This window comes from Kitasatospora sp. SC0581, from assembly GCF_048159585.1.
GTDB lineage: Bacteria > Actinomycetota > Actinomycetes > Streptomycetales > Streptomycetaceae > Kitasatospora.
Window position 1 is genome coordinate 1 of sequence record NZ_JBLRWA010000017.1, and the last position, 17,845, is coordinate 17,845.

Annotated in this window: 10 protein-coding genes and 1 pseudogene; 2 read left to right on the forward strand and 9 right to left on the reverse strand. The window is 75.3% G+C overall.

The genetic code is table 11. The features are described 5' to 3' along the window. Positions 1-370 precede the first annotated feature (370 nt). Positions 371-571: a hypothetical protein gene (locus tag ACLWS4_RS23750; protein WP_049656200.1), complete on the reverse strand. Its 201-nt coding sequence runs from the start codon at positions 569-571 to the stop codon at positions 371-373. A 406-nt stretch (positions 572-977) separates the two neighbouring features. Between ACLWS4_RS23750 and ACLWS4_RS23755 the strand changes: the two are divergent. Beyond that, a pseudogene (locus tag ACLWS4_RS23755) lies at positions 978-2,300 on the forward strand (protein kinase domain-containing protein); the annotation flags it as partial. Positions 2,301-3,281: 981 nt separating this feature from the next. Here the strand turns inward: ACLWS4_RS23755 and ACLWS4_RS23760 are convergent. Continuing rightward, positions 3,282-4,088 carry a TrmH family RNA methyltransferase gene (locus ACLWS4_RS23760; protein ID WP_049658657.1) on the reverse strand — a complete coding sequence of 269 codons (807 nt, stop codon included), beginning with the start codon at positions 4,086-4,088 and terminating at the stop codon, positions 3,282-3,284. A gap of 88 nt (positions 4,089-4,176) precedes the next feature. Here ACLWS4_RS23760 and ACLWS4_RS23765 point away from each other — a divergent pair, with 88 nt between their 5' ends. After that, positions 4,177-6,918 carry a SpoIIE family protein phosphatase gene (locus ACLWS4_RS23765; RefSeq protein WP_387966757.1) on the forward strand — a complete coding sequence of 914 codons (2,742 nt, stop codon included), beginning with the start codon at positions 4,177-4,179 and terminating at the stop codon, positions 6,916-6,918. 37 nt (positions 6,919-6,955) lie between these two features. Here ACLWS4_RS23765 and cobA read toward each other — a convergent pair whose 3' ends face one another. The 7 genes from cobA to ACLWS4_RS23800 all read right to left on the reverse strand — a co-directional run bounded on the left by cobA (position 6,956) and on the right by ACLWS4_RS23800 (position 17,614). Beyond that, positions 6,956-8,203, reverse strand: coding sequence for a uroporphyrinogen-III C-methyltransferase (gene cobA, locus ACLWS4_RS23770; protein ID WP_416875184.1), 1,248 nt, complete (start codon positions 8,201-8,203; stop codon positions 6,956-6,958). Between the two features lie 107 nt (positions 8,204-8,310). Then, entirely contained in the window at positions 8,311-12,255 is a 3,945-nt protein-coding gene (gene cobT / locus ACLWS4_RS23775) for a nicotinate-nucleotide--dimethylbenzimidazole phosphoribosyltransferase (RefSeq protein ID WP_416875185.1), read from the reverse strand. A 494-nt stretch (positions 12,256-12,749) separates the two neighbouring features. Continuing rightward, positions 12,750-14,006, reverse strand: coding sequence for a precorrin-6y C5,15-methyltransferase (decarboxylating) subunit CbiE (cbiE, locus tag ACLWS4_RS23780; RefSeq protein ID WP_107418731.1), 1,257 nt, complete (start codon positions 14,004-14,006; stop codon positions 12,750-12,752). A gap of 137 nt (positions 14,007-14,143) precedes the next feature. Further along, positions 14,144-14,779 (reverse strand): GNAT family N-acetyltransferase, encoded by a 636-nt coding sequence (locus ACLWS4_RS23785; protein ID WP_049652062.1) that lies wholly within the window; start codon positions 14,777-14,779, stop codon positions 14,144-14,146. 199 nt (positions 14,780-14,978) lie between these two features. Beyond that, positions 14,979-15,806: a MetQ/NlpA family ABC transporter substrate-binding protein gene (locus tag ACLWS4_RS23790; RefSeq protein WP_074002360.1), complete on the reverse strand. Its 828-nt coding sequence runs from the start codon at positions 15,804-15,806 to the stop codon at positions 14,979-14,981. Between the two features lie 57 nt (positions 15,807-15,863). Continuing rightward, a complete protein-coding gene (locus ACLWS4_RS23795; RefSeq protein WP_049652064.1) occupies positions 15,864-16,592 on the reverse strand; it encodes a methionine ABC transporter permease in 729 nt (242 codons plus the stop codon). Beyond that, the gene (locus ACLWS4_RS23800; protein WP_074002359.1) at positions 16,589-17,614 is read right to left on the reverse strand and encodes a methionine ABC transporter ATP-binding protein; all 1,026 of its coding nucleotides are present in this window, start codon (positions 17,612-17,614) and stop codon (positions 16,589-16,591) included. The genes ACLWS4_RS23795 and ACLWS4_RS23800 overlap by 4 nt, the downstream gene beginning before the upstream one ends. Positions 17,615-17,845: the final 231 nt, after the last annotated feature.

Consider the following 17,845-nt stretch of genomic DNA (forward strand, 5'->3'; position numbering starts at 1 on the left):
GATTAGCTCAGCGGGAGAGCACTACCTTGACACGGTAGGGGTCACTGGTTCAATCCCAGTATCGCGCACAGTAACGGCCGGGGCCGCGATCCGTAAGGGTCGCGGCCCCGGCCTTTTGTCGTCCCGTTCGGGTGGTTCCGGGCGCCGGGCCTCCGGCGGGGAAGCGCCGGGAAAAGAGAAGAGCCGCGTACGGACGCCCTCACCGACGTCCGTACGCGGCGTCTCCGCCTGCCGGGGCGCTCTGCGCACCGCCCACGCCCGTCCGCGTGTCATCGCGGCCGCGGCCTCCCCGGCGGCACCGCTCCCCGTCCCCAGGGGTTCGGTGCCCGTCTTCGACCGGCCTCGGGGCCGGTGTCCTTCTTTCCCCTGCTCAGCGGGCGATCAGATCGGCGACGGCCTGGGCCTGGTTCGCCATCTGCTCCCACCCTCCGAAGAGCAGCACCAGCAGCACGGCGCACGGCAGGGCCATGGCCAACGCCACGGCGGGGTGCCGCGTGGGCTGCTCGGCGGACCCCGTCCGGAGGGAGGCCTGCCGACGGCGGCGGGGGGTTCCCGTGAGCTGCGGTGGCATGTCCTGGCTCCTGATCCGGTCGAGTTGGCGCGGTGGACGGCTTACCTCGGGGGACGAGCTCCCCGTCCACCGCTGAGCACAACGCTATTGGTCGGGGGCCCCTCCGGGCGTCATGCCGTCGTACTGTTCCTCGGACGTCCCGGAGGATGACGATCGGACTTGAGGCCTACTACCGCAGGGGGACAGCGGGCTCATCCGACCCCCGGGGGAACCCTGAGGGGCAACCCCGAGAGGCCCTCCGACGGCCCTGTGACCTGCAGGTCAGCGCAAGATCCGACAATCGCACGGTGGCTACGGGTGTTGCGTATCAGCACACCGCAGCGGGCAGTCCGTAAGCTGTGCCAGACAGAAACTGACGATGGCCCAACCGACGGGGCCTCACCCACCGGCTGACGGGGAACGAAACATGGCGATGATGCGGCTGAGGCGTGAGGACCCCCGCATCGTCGGGCCGTACCGCCTGCACCGGCGACTGGGCGCCGGCGGCATGGGCGTGGTCTACCTCGGCTCCGACCGCCGCGGGCAGCGCGTCGCCCTCAAGCTGATCCGCGCCGAACTCGCCGAGGACCAGGAGTTCCGCACCCGCTTCGCCCGCGAGATCGCCGCCGCCTCCCGGATCCGGGGCGGCTGCACCGCGCGCGTGGTCGGCTCGGACATCGAGACCGAACGGCCCTGGCTCGCCACCGCGTACGTCCCCGGGCCCTCGCTGTACAAGCGGGTCGGCGACGAAGGACCGCTGAACTGGCCCGAGGCCGCCCGGATCGGGGCCGCGCTGGCCGACGGACTGGTCAAGGTGCACGAGGCCGGAGTGGTCCACCGGGACCTCAAGCCCTCCAACATCCTGCTCTCGCCCCGGGGCCCGCGCATCATCGACTTCGGCATCGCGTGGTCGCGCGGCGCCAGCACCCTCACCCACGTCGGCACCGCCGTCGGCTCCCCCGGCTTCCTCGCGCCCGAGCAGGTGCGCGGGGCCGCCGTCACCCCCGCCACCGACGTCTTCGCCTTCGGGGCCACCCTCGCCTACGCGCTCACCGGGGACACCCCGTTCGGCTCCGGGGCGTCCTCCGAAGTGATGCTGTACCGGGTCGTCCACGAGGAGCCCGACCTCGCCGCCGTACCGCCGCAACTGGCGCCGCTGATCCGGGCCTGCCTGGCCAAGGAACCCGCCGAACGGCCCGGGGCCGCCGCACTGCACGAGCGGCTCAGCGAACTGGCCGCGCGCGGGACCGCGGCCGGGGCCTCCGGCACCACCCGCGCGGCGCGAGCCGGACGGGGCGGCCCCGCGCCGGTCCCCGCCCCGGCCCAGGCCCCGCAGGAGAACGGCCGGCCGGGCGTGCCCGCCCCCGGGCGCTCGCCCGAACCACCCGCCGCGGCCCGGGCCCGAGCGGCGGCGGGCCGCCCCGGCGCGCAGGCCGCCGGGGCCGCCGGACGGCGCCCCCAGGGACCGGGCGCCCCACTCCCCCGGCCCGAGCCGACACCGGTCACCCGGCCGCTGCGGGCACGCCCGGACCGACCGCAGACCCCACCCCCGGCCCGGCCCGGGCCCCGCGACGCCCGTGACCCCCGCGACGCCCGCGAGCGGGTGCGTCCCCGGGACCGCCAGCACACCCCCGCCCCCGGCGGGCGGCCCGGCGCCGCGCGGCAACGGCTGCTCCGGCAGCGGCTGGTCGTCTTCGTCACCGTGACCATCGGGGTGGCGCTGGCCATCGCGGCGGCCCAGGGGTGCGAGAACCGGGACAACCGGAGCGTGCGGCCACCGGCCGCGGTGGTGACCAACACCGGCTCCGGCGGCGAGCAGGCCGTGCCCGGGACATCGGCGGACGTCGCGCCGCAGGCCTCGACCACCCCCCTCCCGGCAGCGGCACGCGGCGGTACGGACGGCGGGCTGACGGCCCCCCAGGCGCCGCTGCCGGCCGTGGACTGGCCCAACCGCAGCTACCTCGACGGGGCCGGCGGGCCAGCCATCGCCCTGCAGAACGGGCACTCGGTCGGCGCCGGGCCCCAGGTCGCGCTGAGCGCGGTGCTGCCGGCCCGGTACAAGGGCCTGCCGGCCGCGGTGGTCGTCCTGCGACGGGTGGAGGGCTCGGCCCCGGTCGACCTCGTCCAGCTCTACACCTTCACCGGGGACGCCCCGGCCGCCACCACCTCCCGCACCTCGGTGGCGGACCCGCAGGCGACGGCCAGCTGGCGACTGGACGGCAGCACGGTCGTCCGCGAGGAACGTGCGGCCGCCACCGGCACCGTCACCTCCACCCGCTACGCCGTCCGTCCCGACGGCACCCTCGACGAATCCTGGACCGGCGCCGCCACCACCCCGCCCCCCGCCGCCGCCCCGGCCCCGCCCACCTCCCCCACCGGCTGAAGCCTCCGGGCCGGCTCCCGGTTGTGCGGCGGCCGCTGCGAAGGCATGCGCGGGCGGGGGCATTGCGCGAAAAGTCGAGCGGACCGACTTCCGGTGTCGGGTGATCCCCGGGCCTCGCTGTGGCCAGGTGCCCGGCAGGTGGCCCCGGCAAGAGCGGGCATGCGCGAAAAGTCGGGCGGGCCGACTTCTGGTGGTGCGGCGGCACCTGGCGAGGCGTCGAGTGGGCGGGGCGCGGCGTGGGAAGTCGGGTGGGCCGGCTTTTGGGGGTGGGGCCGTGGTTGCGGTGTCAGGGGCCGGGCAGCGCGTGGGAAGTCGGGTGGGGCGACTTCTCGCGCGCCGGTGAGGGAGTCAGGGGGTGGTGACGGCGTAGAAGGCGACGGCGGCGGCGGCGCCGACGTTGAGGGAGTCGATGCCGTGGGCCATCGGGATGCGGACGGGGTGGTGGGCGGCGGCGATGGCGCGGGGGGTGAGGCCGTCGCCCTCGGCGCCGAGCATGAGGGCGGCCTTGGGGAGGCTGTGCGGGGCGAGGGTGTGGAGGTCGACGGCGGTGTCGGCGGGGGTGAGGGCGAGCAGGGTGAAGCCGGCCTCGCGGACGGTGTCGAGGGCGGCGGGCCAGGGGTCGAGGCGGGCGTACGGGACGGCGAAGACCGCGCCCATGGAGACCTTGACGGCGCGCCGGTAGAGCGGGTCGGCGCAGTCGGGCGAGAGCAGGACGGCGTCCATGCCGAGGGCGGCGGCGCTGCGGAAGATGGCGCCGAGGTTGGTGTGGTCGACCAGGCCTTCCAGGACGGCGACCCGGCGGGCGCCGGCGAGCACCTCGGCGGCGTCCGGAAGGGGCTTGCGCTCCATCGAGGCGAGGGCGCCGCGGTGCACGTGGTAGCCGGTGACGGCTTCGGCGAGGGCGGGCTCGACCACGTGGACGGGGGCGTCGGCCTCGGCGATGACGTCGCCCATCACCTCCAGCCACTTGGAGGTGAGCAGCATCGACCGCATCCGGTAGCCGGCGGCGAGGGCGCGGCGGATGACCTTCTCCCCCTCGGCGATGAAGAGGCCCTCGGCGGGTTCGCGGCGGCGGCGCAGCTCGACGTCGGTGAGGCCGGTGTAGTCGGCGAGGCGGGGGTCGGCCGGGTCGGTGATGGTGCGGGGTTCGGACACCCTGCGATCTTGCCAAGCCCGGGCGGGGAAGGCCAAACGGCGGAGGGGGCGGGTGGTCCCCGGCTGGCCGTAGTGCAAATATGACCGTATGGCCCGAAATCCGGGCCGATCCTGGGCTCCGTCGGCCTCTGGCGCCACTGGCTCCGCCGGCTCCCCCGGTGGGCGCCCACACGGTCGGCCGCAGCTGCCGCACGCGAAGCCGCGGTGGCCCGTGTGGCACCGGTCGGTGGCGGGGCAGGTGTTCGCGCTCCAGATCCTGGTCGTGCTGCTGCTGGTGGTGGCGGCCGCGGTGGCGCTGGTGGTGCAGTCGCGCAACGACGCCGAGCACGAGGCGCGCAACCGTTCGGTGGCGGTGGCGCAGACCTTCGCCAGTTCGCCGGGCATCGTCGACGCGCTGCGCTCCCCCGACCCGACGGCCGTCCTGCAGCCGAGGGCGCAGTCCGCGCGGGTCGCCGCGGGCGTGGACTTCATCGTCGTGCTGAACAACCAGGGCATCCGCTACACCCACCCGAACCCGGCGCTGATCGGCCGGAAGTTCGTCGGCACCTACGAGCCCGCGCTGCACGGGCAGGTGGTGACCCAGCGCGTCTCGGGCACGCTCGGCTCGCTGGTGCAGGCGGTGGTCCCGGTGTACGCGCCGGACGGTTCGGTGGTCGGGCTGGTCTCGGCGGGTGTGACGCTGAAGAGCGTCAGCAGCGCCAGCGAGCGCCAGCTTCCGGTGGTGCTGGGCGCGGCGGCGGCCGCGGTGGGGCTGGCCACGCTCGGGACGGCGCTGGTCAGCCGCAGGCTGCGGCGCCAGACGCACGGGCTGGGCCCGGTCGAGATGACCAGGATGTACGAGCACCACGCGGCGGTGCTGCACGCGGTGCGCGAGGGCGTGATGATCCTCGGCGGGGACGGCCGGCTGCTGCTCTGCAACGACGAGGCGCGCCGGCTGCTGGACCTGCCGCCGGACGCCGAGGGCCGCCCGGTGGCCGGGCTGGGCCTGGAGCAGCGGCCGCTGGACCTGCTGACCGCCGAGCGCCCGGTGACCGACGAGGTGGTGCTGTCCGGGGAGCGGCTGCTGGCGGTGAACGTCCGGCTGATCGACCAGCCGGGCGGCCCGCCCGGCCGGGTCGCCACGCTGCGCGACTCCACGGAGCTGGCGGCGCTGTCCGGCCGGGCGGAGGGCGCGCAGCGGCGGCTGCGGCTGCTGTACGACGCCGGGGTGACGGTGGGCAGCACGCTGGACGTGACGCGGACGGCGGAGGAGCTGGCGCAGGTCACGGTGCCGCGGTTCGCGGACTTCGTCACGGTGGACCTGGCGGACCAGGTGCTGACCGGCGAGGAGCCGCCGCCGGGCCCCTCGCTGGGGCGGATGCGCCGTACGGCGGTGACGGGGGTACGGGACGACGCGCCGTTCTACCCGGTCGGCACGGTGCTGGACGTGGTGCCCGAGACCCCGCTGGCCGGGGCGCTGCACAGCGGGGAGCCGGCCATCGAGCCGCGGCTGGCGGAGGCCGGCCGGTGGCGGGAGCAGGACCCGGAGCGGTCGGCGCGGGTGCTGGCGTACGGGGTGCACTCGCTGGTGCGGGTGCCGCTGCGGGCGCGCGGGGTGCTGCTGGGGGTGGCCCGGTTCTGGCGGGCGCAGCGGGCGGAGCCGTTCGAGGCGGAGGACCTGGCGCTGGCCGAGGAGCTGGTGGCGCACGCGGCGGTGTGCATCGACAACGCCCGCCGCTACACCCGGGAGCACGCGATGGCGGTGACGCTCCAGCACAGCCTGCTGCCGCGCAAGCTGCCGGAGCAGACGGCGCTGGACGTGGCGCACCGTTACCTGCCAGCCCAGGCCGGGGTGGGCGGGGACTGGTTCGACGTGATCCCGCTGCCGGGCGCGCGGGTGGCGCTGGTGGTCGGGGACGTGGTGGGGCAGGGGCTGCACGCGGCGGCGACGATGGGCCGGCTGCGGACGGCGATCCACAACTTCTCGACCCTGGACCTGCCGCCGGACGAGCTGCTGGGGCACCTGGACGAGCTGGTGAGCCGGATCGACCAGGACGAGGCGGCGGGCGGCGAGCGCGCCGGGGTGGCCGGGGCGACCTGCCTGTACGCGATCTACGACCCGGTGTCGCGGCGCTGCACCCTGGCCACCGCCGGGCACCCGCCGCCGGCGGTGGTGGACCCGCAGGGCCGGGTGGTGTTCCCGGAGCTGCCGACCGGGCCGCCGCTGGGGCTGGGGGTGCTGCCGTTCGAGACCGCCGAGCTGGAGCTGGCCGAGGGCAGCCGGCTGGTGCTGTACACGGACGGGCTGGTGGAGGACCGGCAGCGGGACATCGACGAGGGGCTGGAGCTGCTGCGGGCGGCGCTGGCCGGCCCGCCGCGCACGCCCGAGCAGACCTGCGCGGACGTGCTCGGGGCGATGCTGCCGGAGCACCCGCAGGACGACATCGCGCTGCTGGTGGCGCGGACCAGGGTGCTGGCGCCGGAGCAGGTGGCGCAGTGGGAGGTGCCCTCCGACCCGGCGGCGGTGCGCGAGGTCCGGGCCGCGGTGGCGGAGCGGCTGACGGCCTGGGGGCTGGCGGAGGCGGCGTTCGTCACCGAGCTGATCCTGAGCGAGCTGGTGACCAACGCGATCCGGTACGGCTCAGGGCCGATCCGGGTGCGGCTGCTGCGGGACCGTTCGCTGATCTGCGAGGTGTCGGACGGCAGCAGCACCTCGCCGCACCTGCGGTACGCGGCGACCGAGGACGAGGGCGGGCGCGGGCTGTTCCTGGTCGCGCAGTTCGCGGACCGCTGGGGGACGCGTTACACGGCGACCGGGAAGGTCATCTGGACGGAGCAGCCGCTGGAGTAGGAAGTCGGCCGGGCCGACTTCCCACTCCCCCGCGGGCCTACTGCTGGAAGGCGGCCGCCAGCACGTTGACGACGTCGCCGATGACGATGACCGCCGGGGGCTTGACCCCCTCGGCCTCGACCACCGCGGCGACGGTTCCGAGGGTGGCGTCCACCCGGCGCTGGGCGGCGGTGGTGCCCTCCTGGACGATCGCGACGGGGGTGTCCTCCGGCCGGCCGTACTCGACCAGCCGGGCGGCGATCGCGCCGATCTTGTCCACGGCCATCAGCAGCACCAGGGTGCCGCTCATCCGCGCGGCGGCCTCCCAGTTGGTGAGCGAGCGCTCGTCGTCCGGGCCGACGTGGCCGGAGATGACGGTGAACTCGTGGGTCATGCCGCGGTGGGTGACGGGCACGCCGGCCGCGGCGGGGACGCTGATCGAGCTGGAGATCCCGGGCACCACGGTGACCGGCAGCCCGGCCTCCGCGCAGGCCAGCAGCTCCTCGCCGCCGCGGCCGAAGACGTACGGGTCGCCGCCCTTGAGCCGGACCACGAACTTGCCGGCCTTGGCGTGCTCGACCAGGGTGCGGTTGATCGCCTCCTGGGCCATGAACCGGCCGTACGGGATCTTGGAGGCGTCGATCACCTCGACGTGCTCGGGCAGTTCGGCGAGCAGCTCGCGCGGGGCGAGGCGGTCGGTGACGACCACGTCGGCGTCGGCGAGCAGCCGGCGGCCGCGCACGGTGATCAGGTCCGGGTCGCCGGGGCCGCCGCCGACCAGGGCCACGCCGGCCCCGTGCGAGCGGTACTGACGGGCGGCCAGCGAGCCGTCCCGCAGGCCGTCCACGATGGCGTCGCGCAGGGCGGCGGAGTGGCGCGGGTCGCCGGTGAGGACGGCCACGGTGGCGCCCGCGTCGCGGCCGCTGGCCGGGGTCCAGGCGGTGGCCGCGGCGGCGTCGTCGCTGCGGGAGCAGAACACCCGCTCGCGCTCGGCCTCGGCGCTGACCGCCGCGTTGACGGCCGGGTCGTCGGTGGCCACCAGGGCGTACCAGGTGTCGGCGAGGTCGCCGTCCCGGTACGGGCGGGCGTGCCAGGTGAGCTCGCCGGCGTCGGCCATGGCCTGGACGGCCGGGGTGGTGGCGGGCGCCACCAGGTGCAGGTCGGCGCCGGAGGCGATCAGGGCGGGCAGCCGCCGCTGGGCGACCTGGCCGCCGCCGACCACGACGACGCGGCGGCCGGCCAGCAGCAGGCCCACCGGGTAGGGGGTACGGCCCTCGGTGCTCGGGTGCGGGGTGGGCGCGGTCATCGGCGGTGCTCCTGATCGGGGATGAGGGTGTGGGGACGGTACGGCACGTCACCGCTCCGCGGTCCGGCGCGCCCTCGGGCCGGACCGCGGAGCGGTGACGGGGTGCGTCAGGCCTTCTCGGTGACCCCGGCGGAGTCGAAGGTCGCTACATCGTGCATCGCCCGGGCCGCGCTCTGCACCAGCGGCAGGGCCAGCAGGGCACCGGTGCCCTCGCCCAGCCGCAGGTCCAGGTCGATCAGCGGGCGCAGGCCGAGCTTCGCCAGCGCGGCCTGGTGGCCGGGCTCGGCGGAGCGGTGGCCGGCGATGCAGGCGGCCAGCACCTCGGGGGCGATGGCCTTGGCGGCCAGCGCGGCGGAACCGGCGATGACGCCGTCCAGGATCACCGGGGTGCGCAGCGAGGCGGCGCCCAGCAGGAAGCCGGCCAGGGCGGCGTGCTCCAGGCCGCCGACGGCGGCGAGGACGCCGATCGGGTCGCTCGGGTCGGGCTGGTGCAGGGCCAGCGCGGCGCGGATGACCTCGACCTTGCGGGCGTGGGTCTCGTCGTCGATGCCGGTGCCGCGGCCGGTGACCTCGGCCGGGTCGAGGCCGGTGAACACCGAGATTAGGGCGGCCGAGGCGGTGGTGTTGGCGATCCCCATGTCGCCGGTGACCAGTGCCTTGTTGCCCGCCGCGACCAGGTCGCGGGCGGTCTCGATGCCGACCTCGATGGCCTTGAGGGCCTCCTCGCGGGTCATCGCCGGGCCCTGGGTCATGTCGGCGGTGCCGGGGCGGACCTTGCGCGGCAGCAGGCCGGTGGCGCGGCCCTGCTGGACGGCGTCCGGCAGTTCGGCGGCGACGCCGACGTCGACGACGCAGACCTCGGTGCCGATCTGCTTGGCGAAGGAGTTGATCACCGCTCCCCCGGCCAGGAAGTTGCCGACCATCTGGGCGGTCACCTCCTGCGGCCAGGGGCTGACGCCCTGGGCGTGCACGCCGTGGTCGCCGGCGAAGATCGCCACGCAGGCGGGCTCCGGGAGCGGCGGCGGGCACTTGCGGGACAGGCCGCACAGCTGGGCGGAGATGATCTCCAGCATGCCGAGCGAGCCGGCCGGCTTGGTCATCCGCTTCTGCCGGTCCCAGGCCTCGCCGAGCGCCTTGGCGTCCAGCGGGCGGATGCCGCGCAGGGTGTCGGCGAGCAGGCTCTGCGGCTCCTCGCCGGGCAGCGCGCGGTTGCCGTACTGCTCCTCGTGGACGACCCAGGACAGCGGGCGCTTCTTGGCCCAGCCCTGCTGCTCCAGCTCGGGCTCGTCCGGGAACTCGTCGACGAAGCCGACGCACAGGTAGGCGACGACCTCCAGGTGCTCGGGCAGGCCGAGCTCGCGGACCAGCTCCTCGTCGTCGAAGAAGCTCACCCAGCCGACGCCCAGGCCCTCGGCGCGGGCGGCCAGCCAGAGGTTCTCGACGGCCAGGGCGGCCGAGTACGGGGCCATCTGCGGCTGGGTGTGCCGGCCCAGGGTGTGCCGGCCGCCGCGGGTGCGGTCGGCGGTCACCACGATGTTGACCGGGGTGTCGAGGATGGCCTCGATCTTGATTTCCTTGAACTGCTTGGCCCGGCCCTTGGGCAGCGAGTCCGCGAACGCCTCGCGCTGGCGCTCGGCCAGGGCGTGCATCCGCCTGCGGGTCTTCGCCGAGCGGATCACCACGAAGTCCCAGGGCTGCGAGTAGCCGACGCTGGGCGCGGTGTGGGCGGCCTCCAGGACGCGGATCAGCACCTCGTGCGGGATCGGGTCCGGGCGGAAGCCGTTGCGTACGTCGCGGCGCTCGCGGATCACCTGGTGGACGGCCTCGCGGCCGGCCTCGTCGTAGCCGGGGGCGGCCGGGCCGCGCGGCTCGGCGGGCTCCTCGGGCTGCGGCTCCGGCTGCTCCTGCGGCTCCTCGGCGGCGGGCTGCTCCTCGGTGGCCTCGGCGGCTTCGGCGGGCTCCGTGGCCTCGCCGGCTTCGGCGACCTCGCCGGACTCGACGGTCCCGGCGGCGGGCTGCTCGGCCTGGGGCTGCTCGGCGGCTTCGGCGGGGGCCTCGGCGGCCTGCTCCTGGACGGGCTCCGCCTCGGCGGCGGGCTCCTCGACGGCGACGGGCTGCTCAGCGGCGGCCTCGGGCTCGGCCGGGGCCTGCGCCTGCTCGGCGGCCGGCTCCGCGGGGGCCTCGGACTCCGGAGCGGCGGCGACGGGCTGCTCGGCGACGGCCTCGGCGGGCGCGGCAACCTCGGCGGCCTCGGCGGCGGGCTCCTCGACGGCTTCGGCGGGCTGCGCCGCCTCCGCCTCGGGGGCGGCCTCGACCGGAACCTCGGCGGCCGGCTCGACAGCTGCGGCGGCGTCGGCCTCCGCCGGCGCCTCCACGGGCTGCTCCGCGACCGGCTCGGCGACGGCCTCGGCCGGGACCTCGGCCTGCTGCTGCGGCTGCTCGCCCTCGGCCGCGGGCTCGGTGACGGCCTGGCCGGAGGGCATCTCACCGGTGCCCGCGGCGGTCTCCGCCACCGGCTCGGCGACGGCCTCCGACACGGCCTCGGCCGGAACCTCGGCCTGCTGCGCGGCCTCGGCGACCTCGGCGGCTTCGGCAACCGGGGCGGACTCGGCGCCCGCCACGGCCTCGGCGACGTGAGCAGCCTCAACGGCCTCGACGACCTCGACGGCCTGCGGCGCGTCGGCGGCCGCTATGGGCGCGGGCTGCTGCGGGGCCGTCTCCTCGACCACCGGAGCCTGCCCGGCCGCCCCGACCTTGGGCAGGCCGTGCGGGGTGGGCGCGGCGAGGAAGGCGGAGATCCGGCGCGGCTGACCGGCCGGGGCCGCGGCCTCGGGCTGCTCGGCGGGCACGGCGGCGCCGTCGGCGGCAGCGCCCTCGGCGGCGACGGCCTCAGGAGCGGCGGGAGCGACGGCGGTCTCGGCGGCCACGGGCTCGGCGACGGGTGCGTCGGCCGCCTCGGCCACCGGCTGGGCGGCCTCGGCCGGAGCCGGCTCGGCCGCGGGGGCCTGCGGCGCGGCCGCGACGGCGGTCTCCACGACCTCGGCGGCCTGAGGGGCCTGCGGGGCCTGGGGAGCCGTCACGTCCTGCACGGGCTGCGCCGGGACGGCCTCCGGCGTCTCGACGACCTCGATCACCTCGATCGCCCCGACCGTCTCGACGGCCAGCACGGTCTCGACCGGCGGCACGCCGAGCGGCACCTGCTGGGCCCCGTGGGCCTGCGGAGCCTGCTGGACCTGCTGGGCCTGCGGGAAGTCCTGCGCCTGCGGCAGCTGCTGCCCCTCCACGACCGGGGCCGCCGGAGCGGCCGGGACGGCCTGCGGCGCGACGGCCGGAGCCGCAGCCTCGGCCATCGGCGGGCGGCCGACCACCGGGATGCCGTGCGCCGGCGTGCCGCCCTGCGAGGGGCCGCGGTCGGCCAGCGAGCGGACCGGCACCTGGCCGGTCATCAGCGACGGGTCCGGGATCGGCGGACCGGCGTGCAGCGGCCGGCGCGGCTGCTGAGCCTGCGTCATCGGCTGCTGCGCCTGCTGGACGGGGTGCTGCTGGACGCCGTGCTCGGCGCCGAGCACCGGCGGGTCCACCGGCGGCCAGGACGGCTCGACCGGCGTGCCGTCGTGCTGCGGCGCGAGCGGCACCTGCTCGGCCGGGACGGCCGCGAGCGGCTCGCCCCAGGAGCCCTGCGGACCGGGCATCAGCAGCACGTCGTCCTCGTCGTCCAGGCCGTCCGGCGTGTCGGGCTGGTCGAGGAAGTGGAAGGCCGGGCGCGGGGCGCCCTGGTCGACGCCCCAGCCCTCGCCGGGCTGGCCTGGCTGCGGCACGCCGGGAACGCCGTAGCCGTACTGGCCCTGCGGCGGGATGCCGCCCGCGCCCGGGGGCACCGCGCCGGGGACACCGCCGATCGGGGCCGCCGGGTTGGGGATCGCCCCGCCGTCCGTCGCGACGCCCTGGAGGGGTGCAACGCCCGCGACGCCCTCCGGTCCGCCGAGCGGGTCCGGCCCGCCGTGCAGGTGCTCCGGCATTCCCTCGCCCGGAACGTGGCCGCCATCGGTCATTGTCAAAGCTCCTTCCAGGCCGCTGCCGCGCCCTCGGCGACACGATCACCGATCGCAGCGCCCATCCGCACGGGCCGAACCAGCACCGGCCCGCCCCTAACCACACGCGGCCGCCGCGCCGTGGCGCTGCGGCCCAAGTCCATCCGGCGCGCTGCGGCACCCCGGTCCGGCGCACCGCCCGTAGGGGGCGGCGCATCGTCTGAAACAACGACAACCCGGAGCAACCGGCACGACCGCACCGGACCCTACGGCATTCTCCAGGTCCGGCACGAGGCCCGTCGAATTGCCCACACTTCGAGCGGAACCGGATTGCACCGCGTCAAAAAGGTGACAAACCGACTGAATCGGGTGGGTCGCCTACCCTTGCAGTCGCCCAGGACGTCACACTACCGGCACCGCGCGGTCACCTCTCGAATCGGTGTCCGGATGCGACCTGGATCACCGTCGGCGCCACCGGACGATCCCGGCGCGGGCCCCGGACGGGCCCACGGCCTTCACACGATCTGCTCACCCCAGAGGACCAGCGCGCCGGTTCCGCCCGCTCCCAGCGCCAGTCCGTCGCCCTCCCCCACCGGCCGCAACGGGCTCGCCTGGAGCAGCGCGCCGTCCGCCCGGTAGCCGGCCCCGGCGATCGCCCGGTGGACCTCCTCGGCCTCGGTGAGGGTCCGGGGCAGCGCGACGAACCGTTCGGGCCGGCGGGCCAGCACCGCGCGCACCACGTCGAGGCCGCCGGACTCCACCACCGCCGCGTCCGGTTCCGGCAGGCCGCCCAGCACCTCGGGGCCGCTCCCGTACACCGCCTCCACCTCGACGCCGTAGCGGCGGGCGTTGACGGTCAGCCGGGCGCAGGCCGAGCGGGAGCCCTCGACCGCGACGACGGCGGCGCCGAACCGGGCCGCCTCCACCGCGAGGGCGCCGCTGCCGGCGCCGACCGACCAGACCAGGTCCCCGGGGCGGGCACCGAGCCGGGCCAGCACCAGGGCGCGCACGTGGGCGGGGAGCGCCTCCGGTGCGCCCGGCTCGCCTTCCGTGCGCCCGGCGCCCGCGTAGGCGTCACCGGGGAGCGCCCAGCCGCGTTCCACGCCGGGGTAGCCGACCGGGCGCCCGGCGAGCCAGCCGGCCGCCTCGTCCACCGCCCCCGTCCGGGCGCCGCCGCCGATCACCAGCACCACGTTGGGGTCGCGCCACACGTGGTCGGCGATCCGGTCGGAGGTGAGGACGGTGACGTCCTCGTCGGGGGTGCCGAGGGCCTCGCAGACCACGAAGGTCCGGTGCACCCCGCGCAGCATCAGGGCGAGTTCGGCGGGCCCGGCGCCCGGCGCGGTGAGCACCGCGACCTTGGGGTGGGCCCGGCAGATGTTGGCCGCGCGGCGCAGCCGTCCGCCGTGCGCGCTGACCACCTGGGCGTCCTCCCAGGGCATGCCGGCCCGGGCGAAGGCGGCGGCCACCGAGGAGACGGCGGGCAGCACTTCCAGTTCGAGGCCGTACTCGGGGCGGCGCAGGGTGCGCACCACCCCGAAGAACCCCGGGTCGCCCTCGGCGACCACGACGGCGGCGCCGCGGTGCTCGGCGATCCTGCGGGCGGCCTGCCGGACGTTGCCGAGGGCGATCCGTTCGGCGGCCTCCGGCACCGGGAGGGCGTTCAGTTGGTAGGGGGCGCCGGCGACCAGGGTCGCCGCGGCCAGGGCCGCGCCGGCGGCCTCGGTCAGCGGTGTGCCGTCCCACCCGATGACCGTGATCCGGTCAGCCATCTGCGGCCGTTCTCCCTCGACTCGGTGCGCCACTCGATCCGCCGTCGTGCGGCACCGGTCCAGAGGCTACCGGGTGCGGTCGGCCGGAGCCCGACATCTCGCACACATGTCCGCGCCGGGTGAACAGGCGGCGTGTCTCAGTCGCGCAGCACGTAGCGGTGGTCGCCGTGCCAGCCCTCGCGGTGCAGCTCGGGGGACTCCAGGTCCTCCGGGAGCAGGCTCCACAGGATGAGGTCGCTGCGGCTGTCCTGAAGCACCTCGCCGGACTCCCCGCGGACTATCCAGGCGCTGCGCAGCACGCCCTCGCTGATGCCGCCGATCTTCTGGGCGACCTGCTGGGCGGCGGTGTTCCCGGCGGCGGTGCGCAGTTCCAGGCGCAGGAAGCCGCGGTCCTCGAACAGCCACTGGGCGACACCGAGGACGGCCTCCGGGGCGTAGCCCTCGCCGCGCGCCCAGACGGCGGTGACGTAGGAGATCTCGGTGCTGCGCAGCCGCCAGTCGGTGTTGCGCAGCTCGACCAGGCCGACCAGGCGCTGGGTGAGGTGCTCGGTGACGGCGAAGACGATGCCGCGGCCGGCGGCCCGGTGGGCGGGGGCGAGGGTGCGGGCGAGCTCGGCCGCGTACTCCTCGGTGAAGGGGTGCGGCAGGTCCGTCCAGGCGAGCACGAGGTCGTCGGCCATCATCGTGGCCAGGCCGGGGGCGTCGTCCTCCGCAAGGGGTCGCAGCAGCAGCCGTTCGGTGCTGATGGCGGTCTCGGGGAAGCTCGCTGCCATGCCGTCTCTCCTCGCCGGGTCGTGAACACAACACCGTACGCCTCCGGCGTGCCCCGGGTGCCACGCGGTGCGCTGCCCGCACGACGGTACGTCAGAACGCGGTCGGTCGGAGTGTCCCTGCTGCATACTGCCCGACCGGGCCCCCGTCGCGGTGCGGTGGGGGCCCGGTCGGGCGTTACGAGGTATGACCGTACGACGATCAGAAGGCCGGGATGACCGAGCCCTGGAAGGTGTCGTCGATGTACTTCTTGACCTCGTCGGAGTGCAGCAGCTCGGCCAGCTTCTTGACCCGCGGGTCGTTCTCCTTGCCCTTCTTGACGGCGAGGATGTTGGCGTACGGGTTGCCCTCGGCCTTCTCCAGCACCAGGGCGTCGGTGGCCGGCTTCAGGCCGGAGTCGATCGCGTAGTTGCCGTTGATGACGGCGGCGTCGAGGTCGGCGACGGAGCGGGGCAGCTGGGCGGCCTCCAGCTCCTTCCACTTGAAGTTCTTCGGGTTGCCGGTCACGTCCGCCGGGGTGGCGGTGGTGGTGACGCCGTCCTTGAGGGTGATCAGCTTGTTGTCGGCGAGCAGCTTGAGCGCCCGGCCCTCGTTGGTGGCGTCGTTCGGCAGGCCGATGGTGGCGCCGTCCGCGAGGTCGCCGATCGCCTTGACCTTCTTGGAGTAGAGGCCCAGCGGCTCCAGGTGCACGGGCTCGACCGACACGATGTTCGTGCCGTGCTTCTTGTTGAAGTCCTCCAGGTACGGGACGTGCTGGAAGTAGTTGGCGTCGGCCGAACCGTCCTGCACCGCCGTGTTGGGGGTCACGTAGTCGGTGACCTCCTTGATGTCGAGCTTGAGGCCCGCCTTCTCCGCGAGGTTGTCCTTGACGTACTTCAGGATCTGGCCGTGCGGGGTGGGGCTGGCCACGACCTTCAGCGGCGCGTTCGCGTCCGAGGAAGAGGAGGAGCCCGAGCTGCCGCAGGCGGCGAGCGAGAGGGCGACGCCGGCGGTGGCGAGGATGCTGGTGAACTTCAGGGCGTTGCGCACGAAAAGTGCCTTTCTGCGTGGAACGGGGAGCCGCGTCCGGGGTCGGACGAGGGAGGTCTAGGAGGCGGCGAGGTCCTTGTCGGGAGCCGCCGGGGTGCGGCCGAGCAGCCGCGTCCGGCCGCCGGTGCGGCCGCGGTGGGAGAGCCGCCGGACGGCGAAGTCGCCGATCAGCTGGACGGCGGTGACGATGATCACCAGCTCGGCCACGATGACCCACATGAAGGCGGTCTCGAAGCGCTGGTAGCCGTAGTTGACGGCGAGGGTGCCGAGGCCGCCGCCGCCGACGGTGCCGGCCATCGCGGAGTAGCTGACCAGGGTGATGACCGTGGTGGTGACCGAGGCCACGATGCCGGGCAGGGCCTCGGGCAGCAGGGTCTTGCGGACGATCGTCCAGGTGCTGCCGCCCATCGACTGGACCGCCTCGACCAGCCCCTTGTCGACCTCGCGGACGGAGGTCTCGACCAGGCGGGCGAAGAACGGGATGGCGCCGATGGTCAGCGGCACCGTCGCCGCCTGCCAGCCGATGGAGGTGCCGACCAGCCAGCGGGTGAAGGAGATCAGCGCGATCATCAGGATGATGAACGGCACCGAACGGGCGATGTTCACGACGAAGCCGATGGCCTTGTTGACGGCCCGGTTGGCCAGCAGGCCGCCCTTGTCGGTGAGCACCAGGAGCACGCCCAGCGGCAGGCCGAGCAGCACGGTGACGAGCGCGGACACCCCGACCATCTGGAAGGTCTCCTGGGTGGCGGGCCACATCAGCTCCCACATCTGGTCCCAGGTCATGCCACCGCTCCGTTCGCCGTACCGATCACGTCCACCTGCAGGCCCTGCTCGCGCAGGTAGCCGATCGGCACCACGTTGTCCTGGTGGCCGCCCGGCAGCTCGACCCGCATCCGGCCGACCATCCGGCCGGCGATGGTCTCCACCGCGGCGCCGAGGATGTTGATGTCGATCTGGTACGTGCGGGCGAGCTGGGAGACGAACGGCTGGGCCGAGCTGTCGCCCTGGAAGGTGATCTCCAGCACGGTCGAGCCGGGGTGGCCGGTGCCGAACTCGCTGAGCGGGAACAGCTCACGGGCCAGCTCCGAGCCGGGCTTGGCCAGCAGGTCGGTCAGCTCGCCGGACTCCACCACCCGGCCGCCGCGCATCAGGGCGGCGGAGTCGCAGACGGACTTGATGACGTCCATCTCGTGGGTGATCAGCAGGACGGTGAGGCCCAGCTGCTGGTTGAGGTCGCGCAGCAGCTTGAGGATCGAGCGGGTGGTCTCCGGGTCGAGCGCCGAGGTGGCCTCGTCGGAGAGCAGCACCTTCGGGTCGCCGGCCAGTGCGCGGGCGATACCGACGCGCTGCTTCTGGCCGCCGGAGAGCTGGTTGGGGTAGCTGCGGGCCTTGTCGCCGAGGCCGACCAGCTCCAGCAGCTCGGCGGCCTTGCGGCGGCGCTCGGTGCGGTCCAGGCCGACGATCTCCAGCGGGAGCTCGACGTTCTGCTGCACCGTCCGCGAGGAGAGCAGGTTGAAGTGCTGGAAGACCATGCCGATCCGGCGGCGGGCCTCGCGCAGTTCGCGGCCGGCCCGGTTCTCGCCGCCGGACAGCGCGGTCAGCTCGACCCCGTCCACGGTGACCGTGCCGGAGGTCGGGCGCTCCAGCATGTTCACGCAGCGGATGAGGGTGGACTTGCCGGCACCGCTGGTGCCGACGACTCCGTAGACCTCGCCCGGGCGGACGTGCAGGTCGACACCGGCGAGGGCGGTCACCTCGCGGCCTCGGGAACGGTAGACCTTCGTCAGGTCCGTGGTGGTGATCACAGCGGCTTTCCGTGGGTCGGGGGCGGGCGGCGTGGTCCGACCGCCCGACCGGCTTGCGGCCGGCGGCGGCGTTACGGCGCTGCGCCGGGAGGGTCCGGACCTGCCGCCCCTTGATCGTGGCCGCTGGACGGCCGGGCCGCGCGACGGCGTGGCCCTAACGAGTCACCCGGGCCCGCGGGTCGGCGGGCACGGCAAAGGGAGGGGTCCGGGAGGAGGGGCGCGCTCGCACGG

Excerpts from the sequence above, each read along its gene's own strand:
- cbiE (WP_107418731.1), bottom strand. The coding sequence starts at position 14,006 with ATGGCTGACCGGATCACGGTCATCGGGTGGGACGGCACACCGCTGACC.
- ACLWS4_RS23765 (WP_387966757.1), top strand. The coding sequence starts at position 4,177 with ATGGCCCGAAATCCGGGCCGATCCTGGGCTCCGTCGGCCTCTGGCGCC.
- ACLWS4_RS23785 (WP_049652062.1), bottom strand. The coding sequence starts at position 14,779 with ATGGCAGCGAGCTTCCCCGAGACCGCCATCAGCACCGAACGGCTGCTG.
- ACLWS4_RS23750 (WP_049656200.1), bottom strand. The coding sequence starts at position 571 with ATGCCACCGCAGCTCACGGGAACCCCCCGCCGCCGTCGGCAGGCCTCC.
- cobA (WP_416875184.1), bottom strand. The coding sequence starts at position 8,203 with ATGACCGCGCCCACCCCGCACCCGAGCACCGAGGGCCGTACCCCCTAC.
- ACLWS4_RS23795 (WP_049652064.1), bottom strand. The coding sequence starts at position 16,592 with ATGACCTGGGACCAGATGTGGGAGCTGATGTGGCCCGCCACCCAGGAG.
- cobT (WP_416875185.1), bottom strand. The coding sequence starts at position 12,255 with ATGACCGATGGCGGCCACGTTCCGGGCGAGGGAATGCCGGAGCACCTG.